Here is an 18,542-nt window from a genome sequence, read left to right as displayed (position 1 = left end):
ACGTGGGGGATATGGACAAAAAGTGGTCGGATTGCGTACATTTCCCCCACGCTCGGCGCGCTAGGTCGCAGCGACTCGGTAATCTCCGCCGTCGTCTGCATGCACTTCAGGCGGCGGCGGCCCGCCAGCTCCGCGGTGAGGTGCCGTGTATACGGCGGAACAGCCTGCTGAAATAGCCCGGGTCGACGATCCCCACCCGTCCGGCGACTGCGGCCACTGGAAGGTCGGTGTCGGCCAGCAAGCTGCGGGCTTCGGCCATGCGACGCTCGATGATCCACTCTTGTACCGTCCGCCCGGTACGGCGGCGCACGACCGTCGTCAGATGCCCCGGCGTCATCCCGAGCTCGGCCGCGACGTCGCGCAGCGACAGCGGCTCGCCGTAGCGCCGGTCGATCACCGCGAACACCTCGGCCAGCAGCGGTTCGCCGCTGCGCCGCAGATCGCCCACGACGTCGCCGGCCAGCCGGGCGAGGTCTATCAGCAGCAGCGTCAGATGCGCTAGCGCCGCCTGACGATAACCCTCCTGCCGTGAGGTCAGCTCGGCCTCGATCGACCTGATCGTCGCGTCCCACACCGGCCGGCGCTTCGCGGGAACAGTCAGCTCCAGCAGCGCACCGGACTGTCCGTGCAGGAACGGGAACAGCAGTGGATGCGCCCGCCACGCCGGCCACGGCGAGCGCCCGTCGCCGCCCAGCGCCGCGGGGTCGAAGAACAGCCCGACCCCGCCTTCGGTGCGACTCACCCGCTCGAGGTCGATCACCTCACCGGGAGCGACCACGTACACCAGCCCCGTCGCATGCGCGTACCACAGCGCCGGGAAGTCGTGGATATGGCGGCCACGTTCGAGGACGTCGTCCCGGCCGCCCCGCACCACCGAGACCGGCGGCGTGTTCACGTCGGCCCGGTACGCGTAGACCGGTACGCCGCGGTGGCGAACCAGCCGAGCTGCTGCGGTCATGGCCTTAAGATAATCCTACTTTTCCTGACTATTGCCTAATTCACGGTGGCATCAACAGTTCACCATGTAAGCATGACCGAACATCGTCTACATCGACTCCTGGCCAACCACCACGACTACCTGCCCGCCGCCGGCCGGGACATCTTTCTTCCCACGTACGACCTCATGTCCCGGCTGCTCGGCATGAGCAAGGTCCACGACACCCTCATCGCGCAGGCTCAGCTCGACCGCAATCAGCGCGTTCTGGAAATCGGCTGCGGGACAGGCAATGTCACCTTGCACGCCAAGCGGTCTCATCCCGGCGCCGAGTTAATCGGCTGCGACCCCGACCCGCGCGCGCTGGCCCGGGCCCAACGAAAAGCGCAGGGGTTCAGCGGTATCCGCTTCGACCAGGCCTACGCCCAGCAGCTGCCCTACCCGGACGGCGAATTCGACCGGGTGCTGTCGTCGATGATGTTGCACCATCTCCCCGACGACGTGAAAGCCGACGCCGCGGCGGAAGTTTTTCGTGTGCTGCGTCCTGGCGGCAGGTTGCACGTGGTCGACATCGGCGGCGACATGACCGCCCGCGACGGCCTGGCGGCGCGGCGGATGCTGCGCAACCACCACATGGCCGGCAATCTCGGCGACGCGATTCCCGGCCTGTTGCGCGCGGCCGGGTTCGACTGCCATGAGGTCGCCAGCCATCGGCATCGCTTCGTGGGCCGACTCACCTACTACCGCGCCACCCGCCCGTAGCGCGAGCAGACGCAGAATCGCACTCCGCGACGCCTATTCGTGCGATTCTGCGTCTGCTCGCGCAACCTCAACGCTGGTCGAACGCCACCTTGACCGCCCCGCTTTCGCGCTGGTGGGCAATCGCGAGGAATGCCTCACGCCACTGGTCCAGCCGAAAAGTGTGAGTCAGCATGGGCCGCAAGTCAATACGGCCATCGACCGCCATGTCGAGGTAGTGGGCGATCGCGTGCTTGCGGACGCCGTGCACCTCCTCGACACCAAAGGCGTTGGAGCCCACCCAGCTGATCTCCTTGAAATACAGCGGGCTCCACTCCCAGCGGCCAGGTGCATGCACCCCGGCCTTCACCAGCGTTCCGCGTGCCCGCAACACCCGCACCCCAACTTCGAATGTTTCCGGCTTGCCGACGGTGTCGTAGACGACATCGACGGCACCCGGGTGGGCCATCGGCAAACCTTGCAGCGGATGGCGCAGCCGGCCGCCGCCCCACGAAACGAGCTCCTCGACCACTGCCAACCGCGGCTCGTGTGCCAGCACCAGATCGGCGCCGAACCGGCGGGCCAGCTCGGCCTGGGCGGCAAAGCGCGCCACCACCGCCACCGCCGCATCCGGGTAGAGCGCTCGCAGGATGGCGACGGCGCACAACCCCAACGACCCCGCCCCGTACACCAGAACCCGGCCGGATGCCGGCGGCGGATGACGGCTAATCGCATGCAGCGAAACGGAAAACGGGTCGGCGAACACCGCCAGCTCGTCGGGCACCGACTCCGGAACCGCGAACAGCATGCTGTCGTGCGCCGGCATCAACTCGGCGTAGCCGCCGGTCACGTCGGCCGACACTCCGCTGTGAATGCCAGGTTTGATGTCGCCGTCGCAAAAGCTCCAGCACAGGCTGTAATCGCCGGCTTGGCACGCCGGGCAAGGGTCGATGCCGCGCGGCCCACACGACAACCACGGGTTGAGCACGACGCGCTGCCCGACGTCCAGCCCCCGGGCGCGAGGTCCAACACGCACCACGTCGGCGACGACCTCGTGTCCCATCACTTGCGGGAACGAACAGAACGCGGCCATCGCGTTGTCGGTGTCGCCCTCGCCGAAATCCAGCAGGATCTGTTTGGAGTCCGACCCGCAAATTCCGGTCAGCCGTGGCCGGGTGATCACCCAATCGTCGTGCAGCAAGCCAGGTTCCGGGATGTCTTGCAGCGCAACGGGACTGTGGGCCAGAGCGTCGTCGTAGCCGTCGACCGGAGGCACCCCGAAGACCAGTGCCTTCATCGTCGGGCCATCGCCGCGGCGCCGGCGATGTAGGCGTCGAGGTCGGCGTTCTTGACGTCGACCACCGCCTTCATGTCCGGCAGGTAATGCTCGAACCGGTCGCTGCCCAACGCGGCGATGATGCCGTCGGCCACCTCGTCCGCCGGCACTTTGGGCCCGTCGTAGAGCGGGCGCTCGTTGTCCGGCTGATCCCAGATCTCGGTGTCGACCGGCCCCGGCTCGATCAGCTTCACCGAAACACCGGTGTCATGCAGATCGACGGCCATCGACTCGCTCCAGCCGCATAACGCGAATTTGCTTGCGCAGTAGGCGGCTTCGTGAACGATGCCCAACCGGCCGCCCATGCTGGACACGTTGACGATGACGCCGTCGCCGCGCGCCAGCATCCGCGGCAGCACGGCCAGGCACAAGCGCATCGGAGCGAAGAAGTTGACCCGCATCACCGCCTCCACGACGCCCGAGTCGAGCTCGGTGACCGCGCGCCGCTTGGGGATCGCCGCGTTGTTCACCAGTACGTCGATGCCACCGAGGCTCTCCCAGGCTTGTGCCGCCAACGGCTCGATACGCGCGGTGTCGGCGAGGTCGGCGACCCACATCCGCGACGCGGGCGTGCTGCGGCGGCAGTCGGCCAGCACCGCCTCGAGCCGCTCGCGCCGGCGGGCGATCAGTCCGACCACTGCCCCGCCTGCGGCCAGCCGGCGCGCCAGGGCGGCGCCGATCCCCGACGACGCCCCGGTGATCAATACCCGCTTGCCTGCCGTCAAGTACGCCACCGTCAAAGCCTCGCGCGCCCGGGCGGCGGCAAAGCGGGTTTCGCCAAGATCACCAGGTGGCCGACCACCCGACTTTAAGTTATATTGGCTAAGTAACGACTTGAAGGGGACTGGAAATGGCACGTACGGACAACGACACCTGGGATCTGGCATCGAGCGTGGGAGCGACGGCCACGATGGTCGCCGCGGCCCGGGCCGTCGCAACGCGCAGCGACCCCCCGCTGATCAACGACCCGTTCGCCGAGCCGCTGGTCCGCGCCGTCGGCGTCGACATCTTCACCCGGCTGGCCACCGGCGAGTTGAACCCCGCCGACCTGCAGGACGACGACCAGCCGGGCATGGACCGCATGACCGACAACATGGCCGTACGGACCAAGTTCTTCGACGAATTCTTCCTCCACGCCACGAAGGCGGGGATCAGGCAGGCCGTGATTCTGGCGGCCGGCCTGGACGCCCGCGCCTACCGGCTGCCCTGGCCCGCCAGCACCGTCGTCTACGAGGTCGACCAGCCGGACGTCATCGAGTTCAAAACCCGCACCCTCGCCGAGTTGGGCGCCGAGCCAACCGCCGAGCGACGCGCGGTGGCCATCGATTTGCGCGACGACTGGCCGGCGGCGCTGCGGGCGGCCGGGTTCGATCCGAGCCGGCCGACGGCGTGGAGCGCCGAGGGCCTTCTGGGCTATCTGCCACCGGACGCGCAGGACCGCCTGCTGGACACCATCACTGCGCTCAGCGCGCAGGGCAGCCGGATCGCCACCGAAAGTGCACCGACTCCAGGGCCTGGGGATCAGGACCGGATGAGGGAGCGGATGCAAATGGCGTCCGAGCGCTGGCGTGAGCACGGCTTCGACCTGGACATGACCGAGCTGGTTTACTTTGGTGACCGCAACGAGGCGGCGCCCTACCTGTCCGACCACGGGTGGCAGATGACCGGCAGCACCCTGCAGGATCTGTTCACCACCAATGGTTTTCCGCCGATCGACGACGATCTGCCGTTCGCTGACATGCGCTACGTCAGCGGCGTTCTGACCTCCTAGGAGCGATTCGCATGCCACGTACTCACGACGACACCTGGGATCTGGCTTCCAGCGTGGGGGCCACCGCGACCATGGTCGCGCTCTCGCGCGCGCTGGCCTCGCAGGGTCCCGACGCGCTGCTCGACGACCCGTTCGCCGACCCGCTGGTCCGCGCGGTGGGGGTGCCTCAGTTCGTCCGCCTGCTCGACGGAGAAGTCAACCTCGACGACGACCCGGTGCTGAACCGCAAGACCCGCATCCAGCAAATCGCGGTTCGCACAAGGTTTTTCGACGACTTCTTCACCGGTGCCGCCGACGCCGGCGTGCGGCAGGCGGTAATCCTGGCGTCCGGGCTCGACACCCGGGCCTACCGGCTGCAGTGGCCGGCGGGAACGGTGGTCTACGAGATCGACCAGCCCCAGGTCATCGACTTCAAGACCACCACGCTTGACGATTTCGGCGCCACCCCGGCCGCGGAGCGCCGCGCGATCGGCATCGACCTGCGCGACGACTGGCCCGCTGCCCTGCGCAAGGGTGGGTTCGACACCGGACAGCCGACCGCATGGATTGCCGAGGGGTTGCTGCCGTACCTGCCGCCGGAGGCTCAGGATCGGCTGTTCGACAACATCACCGCGCTCAGCGCCCCGGGTAGCCGGCTGGCTACCGAACACGTCCCCGACCCGGCCGCCTTCAATGACGACCGTGCAAACAAAATCAGTGAGCGGTGGCGCCGGCTCGGACTGGATTTCAACGCGAGCGACCTGTTTTACCAAGGCGAGCGCAGCGTCGTCATCGACTATCTGTCCCGTCACGACTGGCAGGTGACCGAATACCCGGTCCGGGAGCTGTACCGCCGCAACGGCTTCGAGTTCCCGGAGGACGAGATGATGGCCACCTTCGGTGAACTGAGCTACGTCTCGGCGACGCTCGGTTAGGACCCACATGCCACGCACACATGACGACACCTGGGATCTGGCCTCCAGCGTCGGCGCGACCGCAACCATGGTCGCGGCGGGACGGGCGTTGGCGACGAAGGATCCCCGCAAGCTGATCGACGACCCGTTCGCCGACCCGTTGGTCCGCGCGGTGGGGGTGGACTTCTTCGTCAAGATGATCGACGGCGAGCTCGATCTGTCGACCATCCCGAATGCGTCACCGGCCCGCGTGCAGGCGATGATCGACGGAATGGCGGTGCGCACCAAGTTTTTCGACGACTACTTCAGCGATGCCGTGAACACCGGCATCCGGCAGGCCGTGATCCTCGCGTCCGGGCTGGACGCGCGCGCCTACCGGTTGCACTGGCCGGCGGAGACCGTGGTGTACGAAATCGACCAGCCACAGGTCATCGACTTCAAGACGACCACACTTGCAGAACTCGGCGCCGAGCCCGCCGCGACGCGGCGCACGGTCCGCATCGACCTGCGCGCGGATTGGCCGGCTGCCTTGCGCGAGGCGGGATTTGACGCCACCGCCCCGACGGCGTGGCTGGCCGAGGGCCTGCTGATCTACCTACCGCCCGAAGCCCAGGACCGGCTGTTCGACAACATCACCGCGCTCAGCGTGCCGGGCAGCACGATCGCCACCGAATATGTGCCGGGCATCAAGGATTTCGACGCCGACCGGGTTCGGGAGATGTCGGCGCCGCTGCGGGAGCAGGGCGTCGACATCGATATGGCATCGCTGGTGTACGCCGGCGAGCGCAACCACGTCGTCGAGTATCTGCGCGGCAACGGCTGGGATGCCAGCGGCATCTCGCGCGAGGAGCTGTTCGTGCTCAACGATCTCGAGGTTCCAGTGCTCGAGGACGACGACGATCCGCTGGGCGAGATCATCTTCGTCAGCGGCACACTCGACCGCTAAAACCGAGACTCCCCCAGCCACAGCGCACTGGTGCCGGTGAACGTCCGCTCGACCTGGTCGAGCAGTCCGGCGACCGACTGGCCGATCAACGCGCCCAACGCATCTGGCAGTGACGCCGCGGCCGGTTGCGACGACGGCCGTGGCCGCAGGAATTCCCACAGCGACGACCCCGGGTAGCCGACCAGACGGGCCTCGGCGTCGGCGTCGAGGCCGGCCAGCACCTTGGCCCGGCGAACCGCCGTCCGCAACCCGCCGAGCTCGTCGACCAATCCGCGATCGAGGGCATCCGCACCACTCCAGATCCGGCCGCGGGCCACCTCGTGCACCGCCTCCGTGCTCAGGTGGCGAGCCTCTGCCACTCGTTGCACGAAATCGGCGTAGAACAGGTCCGCCTCGGCTTCGACCTTCGCGTGCTGTTCGGGCGTGAACGGCGCGTTGATGGACCACGCGTCGGCATTGGCGTTGGTGCGCACCGCATCCGACCCGACGCCCAGCCTGTCCTTGAGGTTGCGCGCCACCAGCTTTCCGCTCACCACGCCGATCGACCCGGTGATGGTGCCGGGGTTCGCGACGATCGCGTCGGCGGCCATCGCGATGTAGTAGCCGCCCGAAGCGGCGATTGCGCCCATCGACGCCACCACCGGCTTGCCGCGACCGCGGGCCTTGGCCACTGCACGCCAGATGGTTTCCGACGCGTTGATCTCGCCGCCGGGGCTGTCCACCCGCAACACGATCGCCGACACCGAGTCGTCGGCGGCCGCTTCGCGTAACGACGCCGCGATGGTGTCCGCGCCGCAGCTGGGCGTGCCGAACGGCAGCACCCGCGGGCCGCCGCGGCCACTGACGATCGGTCCGGCGACGGTGACCACGGCGACGGTCGGCTTGGGCCGCCGGCCCGGAATCGGCGGCACCGGCCGCGGGCCGCCGGCGCGTGCGTAGCGCGCCAGGTACAGCCGCGGCGGCGCGTCGTCGCCGTCGGCATCTCCGGATTCCGGCGAGATCCCTTCGGCGCCAACCAGTTCGGCGATCCTGGCGTACGCCTCGTCGCGGTAGCCGATGCGGTCGACCAGCTTGGAGCTCACCGCGTCGTCACGCAGCAGCGGTGCCCGGTCGGCCAGCGCGTCGACCTCGGCGGGGTCGATCTTGCGCGATTCGGCGACGGCCTGCCACACCTGGGCGTGCAGGCTCTCCAGCAGCCGGCTGTCGGCCTCACGATGCGCCTCGGTGTAGCGGTCCTGCGTGAAACGGTTTGCCGCCGACTTGTATTCACCGCGTGCCACGAATTGCGCTTCGATGCCGGCCTTGTCGAGCGCGTCACGCAGAAACATCGCGTTGGTGGCGAATCCGACCAGCCCGACGGTTCCCGACGGCTGCATCCACACCTCGCCGAACGCCGAAGCCAGGTAGTACGACAGCGTGCCAGGGTACGTCTCGGCCCATGCCACCGACGGCTTGACGGCGGTGAACGCCGCGACGGCCTCGCGCAACTCCTGGACCGAGCCCGCCGCGGCGGCCGGAAGCTGTACCCGCGCGATCAGGCCTGCCACCCGCGGGTCGTCAGCGGCGCGATGGATGGCGGCGACGGCCTCACGGAGCAGCAGTGGTCGGCCCCCGCCGCTGATGATCGCCAGAGGGTCGAAACCGCCGGTCTCGGGCGGGGTGGCGTGCAGGTCGAGTTCGAGCACGCAGCCCTTGGGTATGCCGTGGTGGCGGGCGGTGTCGACCCGGTGTACCAGCGCGCGCACGTCGTCGATGCCGGGTGGGTCGGGCAGAAAACCAAGCATGTCGTCGAGCCTACCGATGACCGGGCCTACGGTGATGGGGTGCGCTTTTCCATCTCGATACCTCAGCTCGCCAATCCCTTCGACGCCGCGGGCGTGCGCTCGTATCTCGCCCGCGCCGAAGAGCTCGGCTTCGAGGGCGCCTGGACGGTGGACCAGGTCGTCGGCGAGGCGCCGCTGCTGGCGCCACTCGAATTGTTGGCGTTTGCCGCGGCCTGCACCGAGCGGCTGCGGTTGGGTGTCGCGGTACTCGTTGCGTCCCTGCATGATCCGCTGCAACTGGCGGCCGCGGTGACGGCGGTCGACCAGCTCAGCAACGGCCGCCTGGACGTCGGGGTCGCCCCCGGCGGCGGCCATCACCAGTTTTCCGCCTTCGGGGTGGATAAGGCCACGTTTGTCCGGAGTTTCACCGAGGGCCTGCAGTTGATGAAAGCGGCGTGGTCCGACGAGCCGCGGGTGACGTTTCACGGCCGGTTCCGTCAGGTCGACAACCTGCCGATCCAGCCGAAACCCGTGCAGCGGCCGCATCCGCCGATCTGGTTCGGCGGGCAGGCGCCCAAGGCGCTGGCCCGGGCGGTGCGCCACGGCGACGCCTTCTTGGGCGCGGGATCGTCGACCACCGCCGCGTTCGCCGAGGCGGTGAAGACGGTGCGCCGCGAACTGGCCGACCAGGGCAAAGACGCCGCCCGGTACGAGATCGGCAAGCGGGTTTACGTGATGGTCGACGACGACGTGGCGCGCGCCCGCGAGCGAGTGCTGGCCGGCCTGCACCGCATTTACGGCCAGATGCGGGGCATCGAGGAGGTGCCGGTGTTCGGTGGGCCCGACGACGTGGCGCGCGGATTGCGTGAGGTGATCGACGCCGGCGCCGAGATGATCTTGCTCAACCCGGTCGGCGACGACGTCGCGCAGGACCGCGAGCAGATGGAACGCCTTGCCGCAGAAGTGATTCCAAGGTTGCGTTCTTATGACGAGCAGACGCAAAAGTCCCCGATTTCGCGCTGAAATGGAGTCCTTTGCGTCTGCTCGCGACCCTGGCGATGTGATCCGTCGAATAGGCATCAAGCTCGCCGCGCTCGCGCAGGACGGGCTGACCTTTGCCGCCAACGAGTACGACGAAGACCGCTACCGGCAACTGCGCGGGCTTGCCGCCGAGCTGATGTCGGCGCTCAGCGGCCGGCCCGCTGACGAGCTCACCGTCGAACTCGGCCGCGACTCCGGCTACGCCACACCGAAGATCGACGTGCGCGGCGTGGTGTTCGACGAGCAGGAGCGCGTGCTGCTGATGTGTGAAAAAGCCGACGGCCGTTGGTCATTGCCCGGCGGGTGGGCTGACCCGGGTGATGCGCCGTCGGCGGCGGTCACCCGGGAAATTCTCGAGGAAACCGGCTATCACAGTTCGCCGGTGAAGCTGATCGCGTGCTGGGACCGCGAGTTGCAGCACCACCCGCCGCCACTGCCCGTACACGTCTACAAGCTGTTCTTCCTGTGCCGCGCGCACGAGGCGGTGCAGCCGCCGGCAGCGCTGGAGACCCTGGCCGTGGGATGGTTCGGGCTCGGCGAGCTGCCGCCGCTGTCGGTGGGCCGCGTCAACCGCTAGCAGTTGGAGCGGGCGCTGGCTCACCATCGCGACCCGACCCTGCCGACTGAGTTCGACTGAGAACCCTCGCCGCGCGACCGAGCACGGTATAACCACTCAATGGTTCTCAAAGTGACGGTGTCGCCGGAGCTGATCGGCGGAGACGTCGACCAGGGGTACGGCAAGGTCGCGGACGCCTTTCGCGCCAACTTCGAGCGCGGCCGCGAGGTCGGCGCCGCGGTTGCGGTCTACCGCGACGGCGTCAAAGTCGTCGACCTGTGGGGCGGTTACCGCAACGGCGTCACCAAGGCGCCGTGGCAACAGGACACTCTCGTCAACATGTTCTCGACGACGAAAGGCGTTGCGTCCCTTGCCGTTGCCGTAGCTGCTTCGCGCGGTCTCGTCGACTATGACGCCAAGGTCGCCGATTACTGGCCGGAGTTCGCGCAGGCCGGCAAGGCCGAGGTGACGGTGCGGCAGCTGCTGTCTCATCAAGCCGGACTTCCGGTGCTGGACGCGTCGCTGCGGCTGGCCGATCTGGCCGACCCTGACAAGGTGTCTGCGGTGCTGGCGGCGCAGGCCCCGGTCTGGCCGCCGGGAACCCGGCACGGCTATCACGCCCTCACGCTTGGCTGGTATGAGTCCGAGCTGATCCGGCACACCGATCCGGCGGGCCGCACCCTGGGCCGGTTTTTCGCCGACGAGGTCGCCGCTCCGCTGGGTCTGGACCTGCACATCGGATTGCCCGCGTCGGTGGATCGTGACCGGGTCGCTCACCTACACGGCTGGCGACGCGCCGAGGCGCTGCTGCATCTCAATACGCTGCCGCCGCGCCTGGCGCTGGCCCTGTTGAATCCCTTCGGCCTCATCAGCCGGGCGGCCAACCTGCCCAACGGCATCGACCCGACACGCAGCGACTACAACCTCGACGAGATGCGCACCGTCGAGATACCGGCCGCCAACGGAATCGGCACGGCCCGTTCGGTCGCCAAGGCCTACGGTTGCGTGGCCACCGGTGGCACTGACATCGGTTTGACGCCAACCACTCTCGACGCACTGACCCAGCCGGCAATCACACCCAGCCGCGGGCTACGGGACAAGGTGCTGCACGTCGACTCGGTGTTCTCGCTGGGCTATTGCAAACCGGTCCCGCGTTTCGAATTCGGCTCGTCCGACAAAGCGTTCGGCACTCCGGGGCTGGGCGGGTCGTTCGGCTTCGCCGACCCGGACACCGGCGTCGGCTTCGGTTATGTGATGAACCGCTTGGGCTTTCACCTGTGGAGCGATCCGCGAGAACTCGCGGTGCGCCAAGCGCTGTTTCGCGACGTGCTGGGCGTGCGCGAGCAGACGTAAAAGCCCCCGACACGCCGTGCGTGCGGTGTGGGCCCAGCTCGCCCTACAGCTCGGTGACCGAACCGCCTGCGGCGGTGATCTTCTCGCGCGCGCTGCCGCTGAACTTGTGCGCAGTGACGTCGACCTTGACTGCCAACTTGCCGTCGCCGAGCACCTTCACCAACGAGTTCTTCCGCACTGCGCCCTTGGCCACCAGCTCGTCGACGCCGATCGAACCGCCTTGCGGGAACAGCCGATTGATATCCCCGACGTTGACGATTTCGTACTCGGTGCGGAACCGGTTGCGGAAACCCTTGAGCTTGGGCAGCCGCATGTGGATGGGCATCTGCCCACCCTCGAACGTCACGGGCACGTTCTTGCGGGCCTTGGTGCCCTTGGTGCCGCGGCCGGCGGTCTTGCCCTTGGAGCCCTCACCGCGACCGACGCGAGTGCGCTTGGTCTTCGACCCGGGCGCGGGCCGCAGGTCGTGAAGTTTGATCGTCATTTCTTAGCCTCCGCGGGTTCTACCTCGACGAGGTGGCGCACGACGGCGATCAAGCCACGGGTCTGGGCGTCGTCCTCACGAACCACCGATTGGCGAATCTTCCGCAAACCCAAGGTGCGCAGGCTCTCTCGCTGCTTCCAGCGGGCGCCGATCGTGCTGCGCACCTGGGTGATCTTCAGCTCTGCCATGGTCTATGCCGTTCCCTCACGCGCTGCGCTCGCGGCCAGCGCTTCGCTCTCTCGCCGCGCCTTCAACAAGCTGGCCGGAGCGACGTCCTCGATCGGCAGGCCGCGGCGGGCCGCCACCTCCTCGGGCCGCTGCAGCAGCTTGAGCGCGGCCACCGTGGCGTGCACCACGTTGATCGCGTTGTCGCTGCCCAGCGACTTGGCCAGGATGTCGTGGACCCCTGCGCATTCCAGCACCGCACGCACGGCACCACCGGCGATCACCCCGGTACCGGGGCTGGCCGGGCGCAGCAGCACCACACCGGCGGCGGCCTCACCCTGCACCGGATGCGTGATGGTGCCGCCAATCAACGGCACTCGGAAGAAGCTCTTGCGCGCCTCCTCGACGCCCTTGGCGATCGCCGCCGGGACCTCTTTGGCCTTGCCGTATCCGACGCCGACCATCCCGTTGCCGTCGCCGACGATGACCAGCGCGGTGAAGCTGAACCGCCGGCCACCCTTGACCACTTTGGAGACGCGGTTGATCGCCACGACCCGCTCGAGGTAGTTGCTGCCGTCGCGGTCGCGCCCGCGGCCGCCGCGGTCGTCGCGCCGGCCCCGGCCCTCACGCCCTTCGGCGCGTCCTTCACTGCGGGGCGCGCTGCCGGTGTCCGGAGCGGCGCCCCCTGAAGTCGGCTGCTCCGTCATCATGCAGTCCTTCCGTTGTCAAAGCTCGTCATCAGAATTTCAGCCCGCCCTCGCGCGCGGCGTCGGCCAGTGCGGCAATCCGACCGCCGTAGGTGTAGCCCCCACGGTCGAACACCACGGTGTCGATGCCGGCGGCCTTGGCCCGCTCGGCGATCAACTGGCCGACCCGCACGCTGCGGGCTTTCTTGTCGCCATCCACGCCGCGCACGTCGGCCTCGATCGACGAGGCCGCTGCCAGCGTGGTGCCGTTGAGATCGTTGACCAGCTGCACGTGGATGTGCCGCGCCGACCGGTGCACCACCAGCCGCGGACGCTCCGGCGTGCCCGAGATCTTCTTGCGCAGCCGTGCATGCCTGCGCAGCCGTGCGGCCCGACGGGCAGCGGATACGCTCTGCCCCACCGGCTTCCGCGCGTCTGTCTGTGTTCCAGCCATGGCTACTTACCTGTCTTTCCGACCTTGCGGCGGATCTGCTCGCCTTCGTAACGCACGCCCTTGCCCTTGTAGGGGTCGGGACGGCGCAACCGGCGTATATTCGCCGAGATCTGGCCGACCTTTTGCTTGTCGATCCCGGAGATCGAGAACTTAGTCGGCGTTTCCACCGCGAACGTGATGCCTTCCGGCGCCTCGATCACCACGGGATGGCTGTATCCCAGCGCGAATTCCAGCGTGTTGCCCTTGAGCTGCACGCGGTAACCGACGCCGAAGATTTCCATCTTGGTGGTGTAGCCCTGCGTCACGCCGGTGACGAGGTTGGCCACCAGGGTGCGGGACAGCCCATGCAGCGAACGGTTGCGCCGCTCGTCGTTGGGCCGGGTCACCACGATGGCGCCATCGTCGTTGCGCGCCACCGTGATCGGCTCGGCGACCGACAGCTCCAGCGTGCCCTTGGGTCCCTTCACCGAAACGTTCTGGCCGTCGATCGTCACGTCGACGCCCGACGGAACCGGGATCGGCTGCTTACCAATACGCGACATTGTTACCCCTCACCACACGTACGCGAGGACTTCGCCGCCCACGCCCTGTCTGGCTGCCTGACGATCGGTGAGCAAGCCCGAGGACGTCGAAATGATCGCGACGCCAAGGCCGCCGAGCACCCGCGGCAGGTTGGTGGATTTCGCATACACCCGCAGACCTGGCTTGGACACGCGGCGCAGACCCGCGATGCTGCGTTCCCGGCTGGGTCCGTACTTGAGCTGCACCACAAGCGCTTTGCCGACGCGGGCGTCTTCGACGTGGTAGTCGCTGATGTAGCCCTCGCGCTTGAGGATCTCGGCGATGTTGGCCTTGATCTTCGAGTGCGGCAGCGTCACCTCGTCGTGGTACGCCGAATTGGCATTGCGCAGACGCGTCAAAAAGTCTGCGATCGGGTCCGTCATGGTCATTTAGCGCTGCTCCTCTTCATCGCTGCGCTCTGCATCGTCGCCAACGCGGTCATAAGCGGCCGCTCCTCACCAACTGCTCTTCTGCACGCCCGGCAGCTCACCGGCATGCGCCATCTCGCGCAGGCAGATCCGGCACAGCCCGAACTTGCGGTAAACCGCATGCGGGCGGCCGCATTTGCTGCAGCGGGTGTAGGCGCGCACCTTGAACTTCGGCTTACGCTGCGCCTTGTTGACCAGTGCCTTCTTCGCCATCTGTTCAGTTCTCCTTGAACGGAAAGCCGAGGGCCCGCAACAGCGCTCGTCCTTCGTCGTCGGTCGTCGCCGAGGTGACGACGGTGATGTCCATGCCGCGGGGCCGGTCGATCGAGTCCACGTCGATCTCGTGGAACACCGACTGCTCGGCCAGCCCGAACGTGTAGTTGCCGGCGCCGTCGAACTGCTTGGGCGACAGGCCGCGGAAGTCGCGGATACGCGGCAGCGCAATCGAAGTGAGCCGGTCGAGGAACTCCCACATCCGATCGCCGCGCAGCGTCACCCGCGCGCCGATCGGCATGCCCTCGCGCAATTTGAACTGCGCGATGGACTTGCGGGCGCGGCGAATCTCCGGCCGCTGCCCGGTGATCAGCGCCAGGTCATTGACCGCGCCGTTGATCAGCTTGGCGTCGCGGGCGGCGTCGCCGACGCCCATGTTGACGACGACCTTGACCACGGTCGGGATCTGCATGACGTTGCCGTAGCCGAATTCTTTGTTCAGCGCGTCACGGATCTCTTCGCGGTAGCGCACCTTCAGCCGGGGCTGAACCTTTTCTGCCGTCGTCATCGTTAGATGTCCTTGCCGTTGCGCTTGGAGATACGGACCTTCTTGCCGGTTTCCTCGTCTCGGCGGTAGCCGATGCGGGTGGGCTTACCGTCCGAGTCGACGACCATCACGTTGGAGACGTGAATCGAAGCTTCCTGCGTGACGATGCCGCCGGACCGCGCGCCGCGCTGGTTGGTCGAGACCGCGGTGTGCTTCTTGATTCGGTTGACGCCTTCGACCAGCACCTTGTTGCGGGCGGGGTACGCCTGCAGCACCTTGCCCTTGGCGCCCTTGTCCTTGCCGGAGATGACCAGCACGGTGTCGCCCTTGTGGACCTTCATCTACAACACCTCCGGAGCCAGCGAGACGATCTTCATGAAGCGCTTCTCGCGCAGTTCGCGGCCGACCGGCCCGAAGATGCGGGTGCCGCGCGGGTCGTTGTCGGGCTTGATGATGACCGCCGCGTTCTCGTCGAACTTGATGTAGCTGCCGTCGGGGCGGCGGCGCTCCTTGACGGTGCGCACCACCACGGCCTTGACGACGTCACCGCGCTTGACGTTGCCGCCCGGGATGGCGTCCTTGACCGTCGCGACGATGACGTCACCGATGCCCGCGTAGCGCCGCGACGAGCCACCGAGCACACGGATGCACAAGATCTCCTTGGCGCCGGTGTTGTCGGCCACCTTCAACCGCGATTCCTGCTGAATCACCTAGATCTCCTGACCTGGTTAACGTGTGCACGGCAGAGGGTGCCGTCATGGCCTGACGTGCGTGGTCTTCATCACCGAAGGGCACGCGGGGCCGACAAAGTCGCCGGCCGAGGTCTGCCCACGGCAACCCCTAGAGTCTAGGTGACGGCCTGCTCAGCGCCAAATTGTCGCCCGATCCGCCGGCACCAGCCACACAGCGGGAGACCCAGCCGACAATCGCCGTCATTGGTGACGAGCGCCACGGTCTCCCGACTGCGCAGATTGTTAGATTGTTTATTAGATTTGATCCATGGTCGGGATCCGCTGTGCGACAACCTGGTTGCGCCAACAATGAACATCGAGGACTGCTTCGACGTCGCGGGCAACATCGTATTGCCCGACGGGATCACGTTGCCGTCGTGCCTGGAAGAGACCGTCGCCGAAAACGGGGACGCCCCGGCCTACCGGTACATGGACTACAGCCGCGACCGCAACGGTGTGGCCGCCGAGCTGACCTGGAACCAGCTGGACGCCACACTGCGCGCGGTCGGTGCCCGCCTGCAGCAGGTCACCCGGCCCGGTGACCGGGTGGCCATCCTGGCTCCTCAGGGCCTGGACTATGTCGCCGGCTTCTTCGCCGCCATCCACGCCGGCAACATCGCGGTCCCGCTGTTCGCGCCGGAGCTGCCCGGGCACGCCGAGCGGCTGGATGCGGTGCTCGCCGACTGCAGCCCGTCCGCCGTGCTGACCACCACCGGTGCGGCCGAGGCCGTCGGCGCATTCCTGCGCAAGCTTCCGCGGTCGCGCCGGCCGCGGGTGCTCGCCGTCGACGCGGTGCCGGATTCGGTGGGCTCGACGTTCGTCGCCCCGACGCTGGGCACCGACGACATCGCCTACCTGCAGTACACGTCCGGCTCGACCCGGACACCGGCCGGCGTCGAGATCACCCACCGCGCGGTGTGCACCAACGTCTTGCAGATGATCATCGCCGGCGAGTTGGACATGAACATCCGCAGCGTCAGCTGGTTGCCGCTGTATCACGACATGGGCCTGATGATGATCATGTTCCCGGCGCTGTTCGGCAACTACATCACGTTGATGTCGCCGCTGGCGTTCGTCCGGCGACCGCATCGGTGGATCAAGGAGCTGGCCGCAGAATCGGTGCACGGCCGAATCTTTGCTGCCGCACCGAATTTCGCGTACGAACTCGCTGCCAAGCGCGGGTTACCGGCCGACGGTGAAACCCTGGACCTGCGCAATGTGACCGGCCTGCTGAACGGATCCGAACCGGTCACGATGGCCGCCATCGACCAGTTCGTCGCCGCGTTCGCGCCCTACGGGCTGCCGGCCACGGCCGTCAAACCGTCCTACGGCATGGCCGAGGCGACGTTGTCGGTCGCCAGCATCGCCCAGGCGGCGCGCGCGAGCGCAATCCACGTCGACCGCGCACAACTCGGCACCGGCCGGGTGGTGACGGTGGCGCCCGACGCCCCCAACGCCGTCGCGCTGGTGTCCTGCGGGCAGGTGCTGCGCAACCAGTGGGCCGTCATCGCCTGCCCGGACAACGATGCCGAACTGCCCGACGGCACGGTCGGCGAGATCTGGTTGCACGGCGACAACATCGGCCGCGGCTATTGGGGCCGGGACGACGAGACCGAACGGGTCTTCCACAACAAGCTGCAGACCCGCCTCGAGCACGGCAGCCACGCCGAGGGCTCGCCGATGAACGGGCTGTGGCTGCGCACCGGTGACCTGGGCTTCTACCTCGACGGCGAGCTGTACATCGCCGGCCGGATCAAAGACCTGGTGATCGTCGACGGGCGCAACCACTATCCGCAGGACATCGAGGCCACGGTCTCGCAGGCGTCGGCGGCGGTGCGCGCCGGCTATGTCGCGGCATTTTCGGTTATGGGCGACGCCGGTGAACGGCTGGTGGTCATCGCCGAACGCGCCGCGGGGGCGGGCCGGGCCGATCAGGCGCCGGTCGCCGACGCCATCCGGGCCGCGGTCTCGCGAACCCACGGCGTGGCGGTGGCCGATGTGCGCCTGGTCAACGCCGGCGCCATTCCCCGCACCACCAGCGGCAAGCTGGCCCGCGGCGCCTGCCGCGCCGAATACCTCGCCGGCCAGTACGACCGGTGATCACCGATCCGCCACGCAGCGGAACCCGATGTGGGTGGTGGCGGTGTCCTGGGACTGCGGCGAGCGCGCCGCCGGCCGGTAGCGGTGGCAGTACTCCGGCGCGCACAGGTGCGAGCCGCCCTTGAGGGTTTGCGCCACGGTCGGATCGGCGGGGCCAGTTGGCGTGCAGCACGTCTTGGGCGGCTCGTTGGGGCGGTGATGCGCCGAGAATTCGGTGGTGGTCCATTCCCAGACGTTGCCGATCATGTCGAGCAACCCAAACCCGTTGGGCGGGAACGTGCCCACCGGCGAGGTTCCGGCCCAGCCAAGCGCGCCGTCGTTGCGGTACGGGAATTGGCCCTGCCAGGTGTTGGCCATCAACTGCCCGCCGGGTCTTTCCTCCTCGCCCCAGGCGTAGGTCGAAGTGCTTCCGCCGCGCGCGGCGTACTCCCACTCGGCTTCGGTGGGTAGTCGCCGCCCGGCCCACCGCGCGTAAGCCGCGGCGTCGGGATAGGCCACCTGCACGACGGGATGGTCAGCCTTGCCGGAGATGTCGCTGTCCGGGCCGAACGGATGGCGCCAGCTCGCGCCCGGCACCCAGTGCCACCACTGCCGCCAGTCCCGCAGGTCGACCGGGCCCGGCGTCGGCCGGAACACCAGCCCGCCGGGAACCAGGTCAGCCGGGTCGGCACCGGGGTACAACGCGGGGTCGATCTGTTGCTCGGCGATGGTCAGATAGCCTGTCGCGGCAACGAATTCGGCGAATTGGGCGTTGGTCACCGGATGGCGCTCGATCGCAAACGCACCAACCGTGGCGGTATGGATCGGCGCTTCCTCGGGGTAGAAGCTGGTGGACCCCATCC

Annotated in this window: 23 protein-coding genes; 8 read left to right on the top strand and 15 right to left on the bottom strand. The window is 67.8% G+C overall.

The annotated features are described in order from the left end of the window. Window positions 1-106: 106 nt before the first annotated feature. A complete protein-coding gene (locus MFM001_RS16790; protein ID WP_116376403.1) occupies window positions 107-958 on the bottom strand; it encodes an AraC family transcriptional regulator in 852 nt (283 codons plus the stop codon). A gap of 72 nt (window positions 959-1,030) precedes the next feature. Between MFM001_RS16790 and MFM001_RS16785 the strand changes: the two genes are divergently transcribed. Further along, a complete protein-coding gene (locus tag MFM001_RS16785; protein WP_116376402.1) occupies window positions 1,031-1,696 on the top strand; it encodes a class I SAM-dependent methyltransferase in 666 nt (221 codons plus the stop codon). Window positions 1,697-1,763: 67 nt separating this feature from the next. Here MFM001_RS16785 and MFM001_RS16780 read toward each other — a convergent pair whose 3' ends face one another. Together MFM001_RS16780 and MFM001_RS16775 are read right to left on the bottom strand one after the other, a co-directional pair. Beyond that, a complete protein-coding gene (locus MFM001_RS16780) occupies window positions 1,764-2,969 on the bottom strand; it encodes a zinc-binding dehydrogenase (protein ID WP_116376401.1) in 1,206 nt (401 codons plus the stop codon). Further along, the gene (locus MFM001_RS16775) at window positions 2,966-3,742 is read right to left on the bottom strand and encodes an SDR family oxidoreductase (RefSeq protein WP_238159243.1); all 777 of its coding nucleotides are present in this window, start codon (window positions 3,740-3,742) and stop codon (window positions 2,966-2,968) included. Before MFM001_RS16775 ends, MFM001_RS16780 begins: the two co-directional genes overlap by 4 nt. Window positions 3,743-3,858: 116 nt before the next feature. Between MFM001_RS16775 and MFM001_RS16770 the strand changes: the two genes are divergently transcribed. Genes MFM001_RS16770 through MFM001_RS16760 form a run of 3 tightly spaced genes read left to right on the top strand, consistent with a single transcriptional unit; the run spans window position 3,859 to window position 6,618 of the window. Beyond that, window positions 3,859-4,779, top strand: coding sequence for a class I SAM-dependent methyltransferase (locus tag MFM001_RS16770; protein WP_116376399.1), 921 nt, complete (start codon window positions 3,859-3,861; stop codon window positions 4,777-4,779). 11 nt (window positions 4,780-4,790) lie between these two features. Continuing rightward, window positions 4,791-5,693, top strand: a complete 903-nt coding sequence (locus MFM001_RS16765; RefSeq protein WP_160118023.1) for a class I SAM-dependent methyltransferase — start codon at window positions 4,791-4,793, stop codon at window positions 5,691-5,693. A gap of 7 nt (window positions 5,694-5,700) precedes the next feature. Beyond that, window positions 5,701-6,618, top strand: coding sequence for a class I SAM-dependent methyltransferase (locus tag MFM001_RS16760; RefSeq protein ID WP_116376398.1), 918 nt, complete (start codon window positions 5,701-5,703; stop codon window positions 6,616-6,618). On the opposite strand, the gene sppA is transcribed toward MFM001_RS16760, so the two are convergent. Beyond that, window positions 6,615-8,402, bottom strand: coding sequence for a signal peptide peptidase SppA (sppA, locus tag MFM001_RS16755; RefSeq protein ID WP_116376397.1), 1,788 nt, complete (start codon window positions 8,400-8,402; stop codon window positions 6,615-6,617). The genes MFM001_RS16760 and sppA overlap by 4 nt on opposite strands. Before the next feature lie 39 nt (window positions 8,403-8,441). Here sppA and MFM001_RS16750 point away from each other — a divergent pair, with 39 nt between their 5' ends. The 3 genes from MFM001_RS16750 to MFM001_RS16740 all read left to right on the top strand — a co-directional run bounded on the left by MFM001_RS16750 (window position 8,442) and on the right by MFM001_RS16740 (window position 11,331). Next, window positions 8,442-9,404, top strand: a complete 963-nt coding sequence (locus tag MFM001_RS16750; protein WP_116376396.1) for an LLM class flavin-dependent oxidoreductase — start codon at window positions 8,442-8,444, stop codon at window positions 9,402-9,404. A 37-nt stretch (window positions 9,405-9,441) separates the two neighbouring features. After that, window positions 9,442-9,999, top strand: a complete 558-nt coding sequence (locus MFM001_RS16745) for an NUDIX hydrolase N-terminal domain-containing protein (RefSeq protein WP_202864145.1) — start codon at window positions 9,442-9,444, stop codon at window positions 9,997-9,999. 99 nt (window positions 10,000-10,098) lie between these two features. Next, a complete protein-coding gene (locus tag MFM001_RS16740; RefSeq protein WP_116376394.1) occupies window positions 10,099-11,331 on the top strand; it encodes a serine hydrolase domain-containing protein in 1,233 nt (410 codons plus the stop codon). 43 nt (window positions 11,332-11,374) lie between these two features. On the opposite strand, the gene rplO is transcribed toward MFM001_RS16740, so the two are convergent. From rplO to rplN, 10 genes are all read right to left on the bottom strand, one after another. Continuing rightward, complete coding sequence (rplO, locus tag MFM001_RS16735; protein WP_045373390.1) at window positions 11,375-11,815, bottom strand: 50S ribosomal protein L15; 441 nt, start codon at window positions 11,813-11,815, stop codon at window positions 11,375-11,377. Continuing rightward, the gene (rpmD, locus tag MFM001_RS16730) at window positions 11,812-12,003 is read right to left on the bottom strand and encodes a 50S ribosomal protein L30 (RefSeq protein WP_116376393.1); all 192 of its coding nucleotides are present in this window, start codon (window positions 12,001-12,003) and stop codon (window positions 11,812-11,814) included. Before rpmD ends, rplO begins: the two co-directional genes overlap by 4 nt. Window positions 12,004-12,006: 3 nt before the next feature. After that, window positions 12,007-12,687: a 30S ribosomal protein S5 gene (gene rpsE / locus MFM001_RS16725; protein ID WP_192886969.1), complete on the bottom strand. Its 681-nt coding sequence runs from the start codon at window positions 12,685-12,687 to the stop codon at window positions 12,007-12,009. Window positions 12,688-12,718: 31 nt separating this feature from the next. Then, window positions 12,719-13,087 carry a 50S ribosomal protein L18 gene (gene rplR, locus MFM001_RS16720; RefSeq protein WP_116376458.1) on the bottom strand — a complete coding sequence of 123 codons (369 nt, stop codon included), beginning with the start codon at window positions 13,085-13,087 and terminating at the stop codon, window positions 12,719-12,721. 35 nt (window positions 13,088-13,122) lie between these two features. Continuing rightward, window positions 13,123-13,662 carry a 50S ribosomal protein L6 gene (rplF, locus tag MFM001_RS16715; protein ID WP_116376391.1) on the bottom strand — a complete coding sequence of 180 codons (540 nt, stop codon included), beginning with the start codon at window positions 13,660-13,662 and terminating at the stop codon, window positions 13,123-13,125. 9 nt (window positions 13,663-13,671) lie between these two features. After that, the gene (rpsH, locus tag MFM001_RS16710; RefSeq protein ID WP_045373380.1) at window positions 13,672-14,070 is read right to left on the bottom strand and encodes a 30S ribosomal protein S8; all 399 of its coding nucleotides are present in this window, start codon (window positions 14,068-14,070) and stop codon (window positions 13,672-13,674) included. Window positions 14,071-14,136: 66 nt separating this feature from the next. Then, window positions 14,137-14,322, bottom strand: coding sequence for a type Z 30S ribosomal protein S14 (locus MFM001_RS16705; RefSeq protein ID WP_003920619.1), 186 nt, complete (start codon window positions 14,320-14,322; stop codon window positions 14,137-14,139). 4 nt (window positions 14,323-14,326) lie between these two features. Continuing rightward, the gene (gene rplE, locus MFM001_RS16700; protein WP_116376390.1) at window positions 14,327-14,890 is read right to left on the bottom strand and encodes a 50S ribosomal protein L5; all 564 of its coding nucleotides are present in this window, start codon (window positions 14,888-14,890) and stop codon (window positions 14,327-14,329) included. A gap of 2 nt (window positions 14,891-14,892) precedes the next feature. Then, window positions 14,893-15,210 (bottom strand): 50S ribosomal protein L24, encoded by a 318-nt coding sequence (gene rplX / locus MFM001_RS16695; protein WP_116376389.1) that lies wholly within the window; start codon window positions 15,208-15,210, stop codon window positions 14,893-14,895. Next, on the bottom strand, window positions 15,211-15,579 hold the full coding sequence (rplN, locus tag MFM001_RS16690; RefSeq protein WP_045373371.1) for a 50S ribosomal protein L14: 369 nt from the start codon (window positions 15,577-15,579) through the stop codon (window positions 15,211-15,213). 330 nt (window positions 15,580-15,909) lie between these two features. Between rplN and MFM001_RS16685 the strand changes: the two genes are divergently transcribed. Beyond that, window positions 15,910-17,700: a fatty acyl-AMP ligase gene (locus MFM001_RS16685; RefSeq protein ID WP_116376388.1), complete on the top strand. Its 1,791-nt coding sequence runs from the start codon at window positions 15,910-15,912 to the stop codon at window positions 17,698-17,700. On the opposite strand, the gene MFM001_RS16680 is transcribed toward MFM001_RS16685, so the two are convergent. Next, the gene (locus tag MFM001_RS16680; protein ID WP_116376387.1) at window positions 17,701-18,540 is read right to left on the bottom strand and encodes a formylglycine-generating enzyme family protein; all 840 of its coding nucleotides are present in this window, start codon (window positions 18,538-18,540) and stop codon (window positions 17,701-17,703) included. Window positions 18,541-18,542 lie beyond the last annotated feature (2 nt).

Source organism: Mycobacterium sp. MFM001 (assembly GCF_003402475.1).
GTDB lineage: Bacteria > Actinomycetota > Actinomycetes > Mycobacteriales > Mycobacteriaceae > Mycobacterium.
Note: the sequence above shows the minus strand (reverse complement) of the source record. Positions and strands in the feature narration are given on the sequence as shown.

Coding starts and splice junctions, on each gene's coding strand:
- MFM001_RS16790 (WP_116376403.1), bottom strand. CDS start 958: ATGACCGCAGCAGCTCGGCTGGTTCGCCACCGCGGCGTACCGGTCTAC.
- MFM001_RS16785 (WP_116376402.1), top strand. CDS start 1,031: ATGACCGAACATCGTCTACATCGACTCCTGGCCAACCACCACGACTAC.
- MFM001_RS16780 (WP_116376401.1), bottom strand. CDS start 2,969: ATGAAGGCACTGGTCTTCGGGGTGCCTCCGGTCGACGGCTACGACGAC.
- MFM001_RS16770 (WP_116376399.1), top strand. CDS start 3,859: ATGGCACGTACGGACAACGACACCTGGGATCTGGCATCGAGCGTGGGA.
- MFM001_RS16765 (WP_160118023.1), top strand. CDS start 4,791: ATGCCACGTACTCACGACGACACCTGGGATCTGGCTTCCAGCGTGGGG.
- MFM001_RS16760 (WP_116376398.1), top strand. CDS start 5,701: ATGCCACGCACACATGACGACACCTGGGATCTGGCCTCCAGCGTCGGC.
- sppA (WP_116376397.1), bottom strand. CDS start 8,402: ATGCTTGGTTTTCTGCCCGACCCACCCGGCATCGACGACGTGCGCGCG.
- MFM001_RS16740 (WP_116376394.1), top strand. CDS start 10,099: ATGGTTCTCAAAGTGACGGTGTCGCCGGAGCTGATCGGCGGAGACGTC.
- rplO (WP_045373390.1), bottom strand. CDS start 11,815: ATGACGATCAAACTTCACGACCTGCGGCCCGCGCCCGGGTCGAAGACC.
- rpmD (WP_116376393.1), bottom strand. CDS start 12,003: ATGGCAGAGCTGAAGATCACCCAGGTGCGCAGCACGATCGGCGCCCGC.
- rpsE (WP_192886969.1), bottom strand. CDS start 12,687: ATGACGGAGCAGCCGACTTCAGGGGGCGCCGCTCCGGACACCGGCAGC.
- rplF (WP_116376391.1), bottom strand. CDS start 13,662: ATGTCGCGTATTGGTAAGCAGCCGATCCCGGTTCCGTCGGGCGTCGAC.
- rpsH (WP_045373380.1), bottom strand. CDS start 14,070: ATGACCATGACGGACCCGATCGCAGACTTTTTGACGCGTCTGCGCAAT.
- MFM001_RS16705 (WP_003920619.1), bottom strand. CDS start 14,322: ATGGCGAAGAAGGCACTGGTCAACAAGGCGCAGCGTAAGCCGAAGTTC.
- rplE (WP_116376390.1), bottom strand. CDS start 14,890: ATGACGACGGCAGAAAAGGTTCAGCCCCGGCTGAAGGTGCGCTACCGC.
- rplX (WP_116376389.1), bottom strand. CDS start 15,210: ATGAAGGTCCACAAGGGCGACACCGTGCTGGTCATCTCCGGCAAGGAC.
- MFM001_RS16685 (WP_116376388.1), top strand. CDS start 15,910: ATGAACATCGAGGACTGCTTCGACGTCGCGGGCAACATCGTATTGCCC.
- MFM001_RS16680 (WP_116376387.1), bottom strand. CDS start 18,540: ATGGGGTCCACCAGCTTCTACCCCGAGGAAGCGCCGATCCATACCGCC.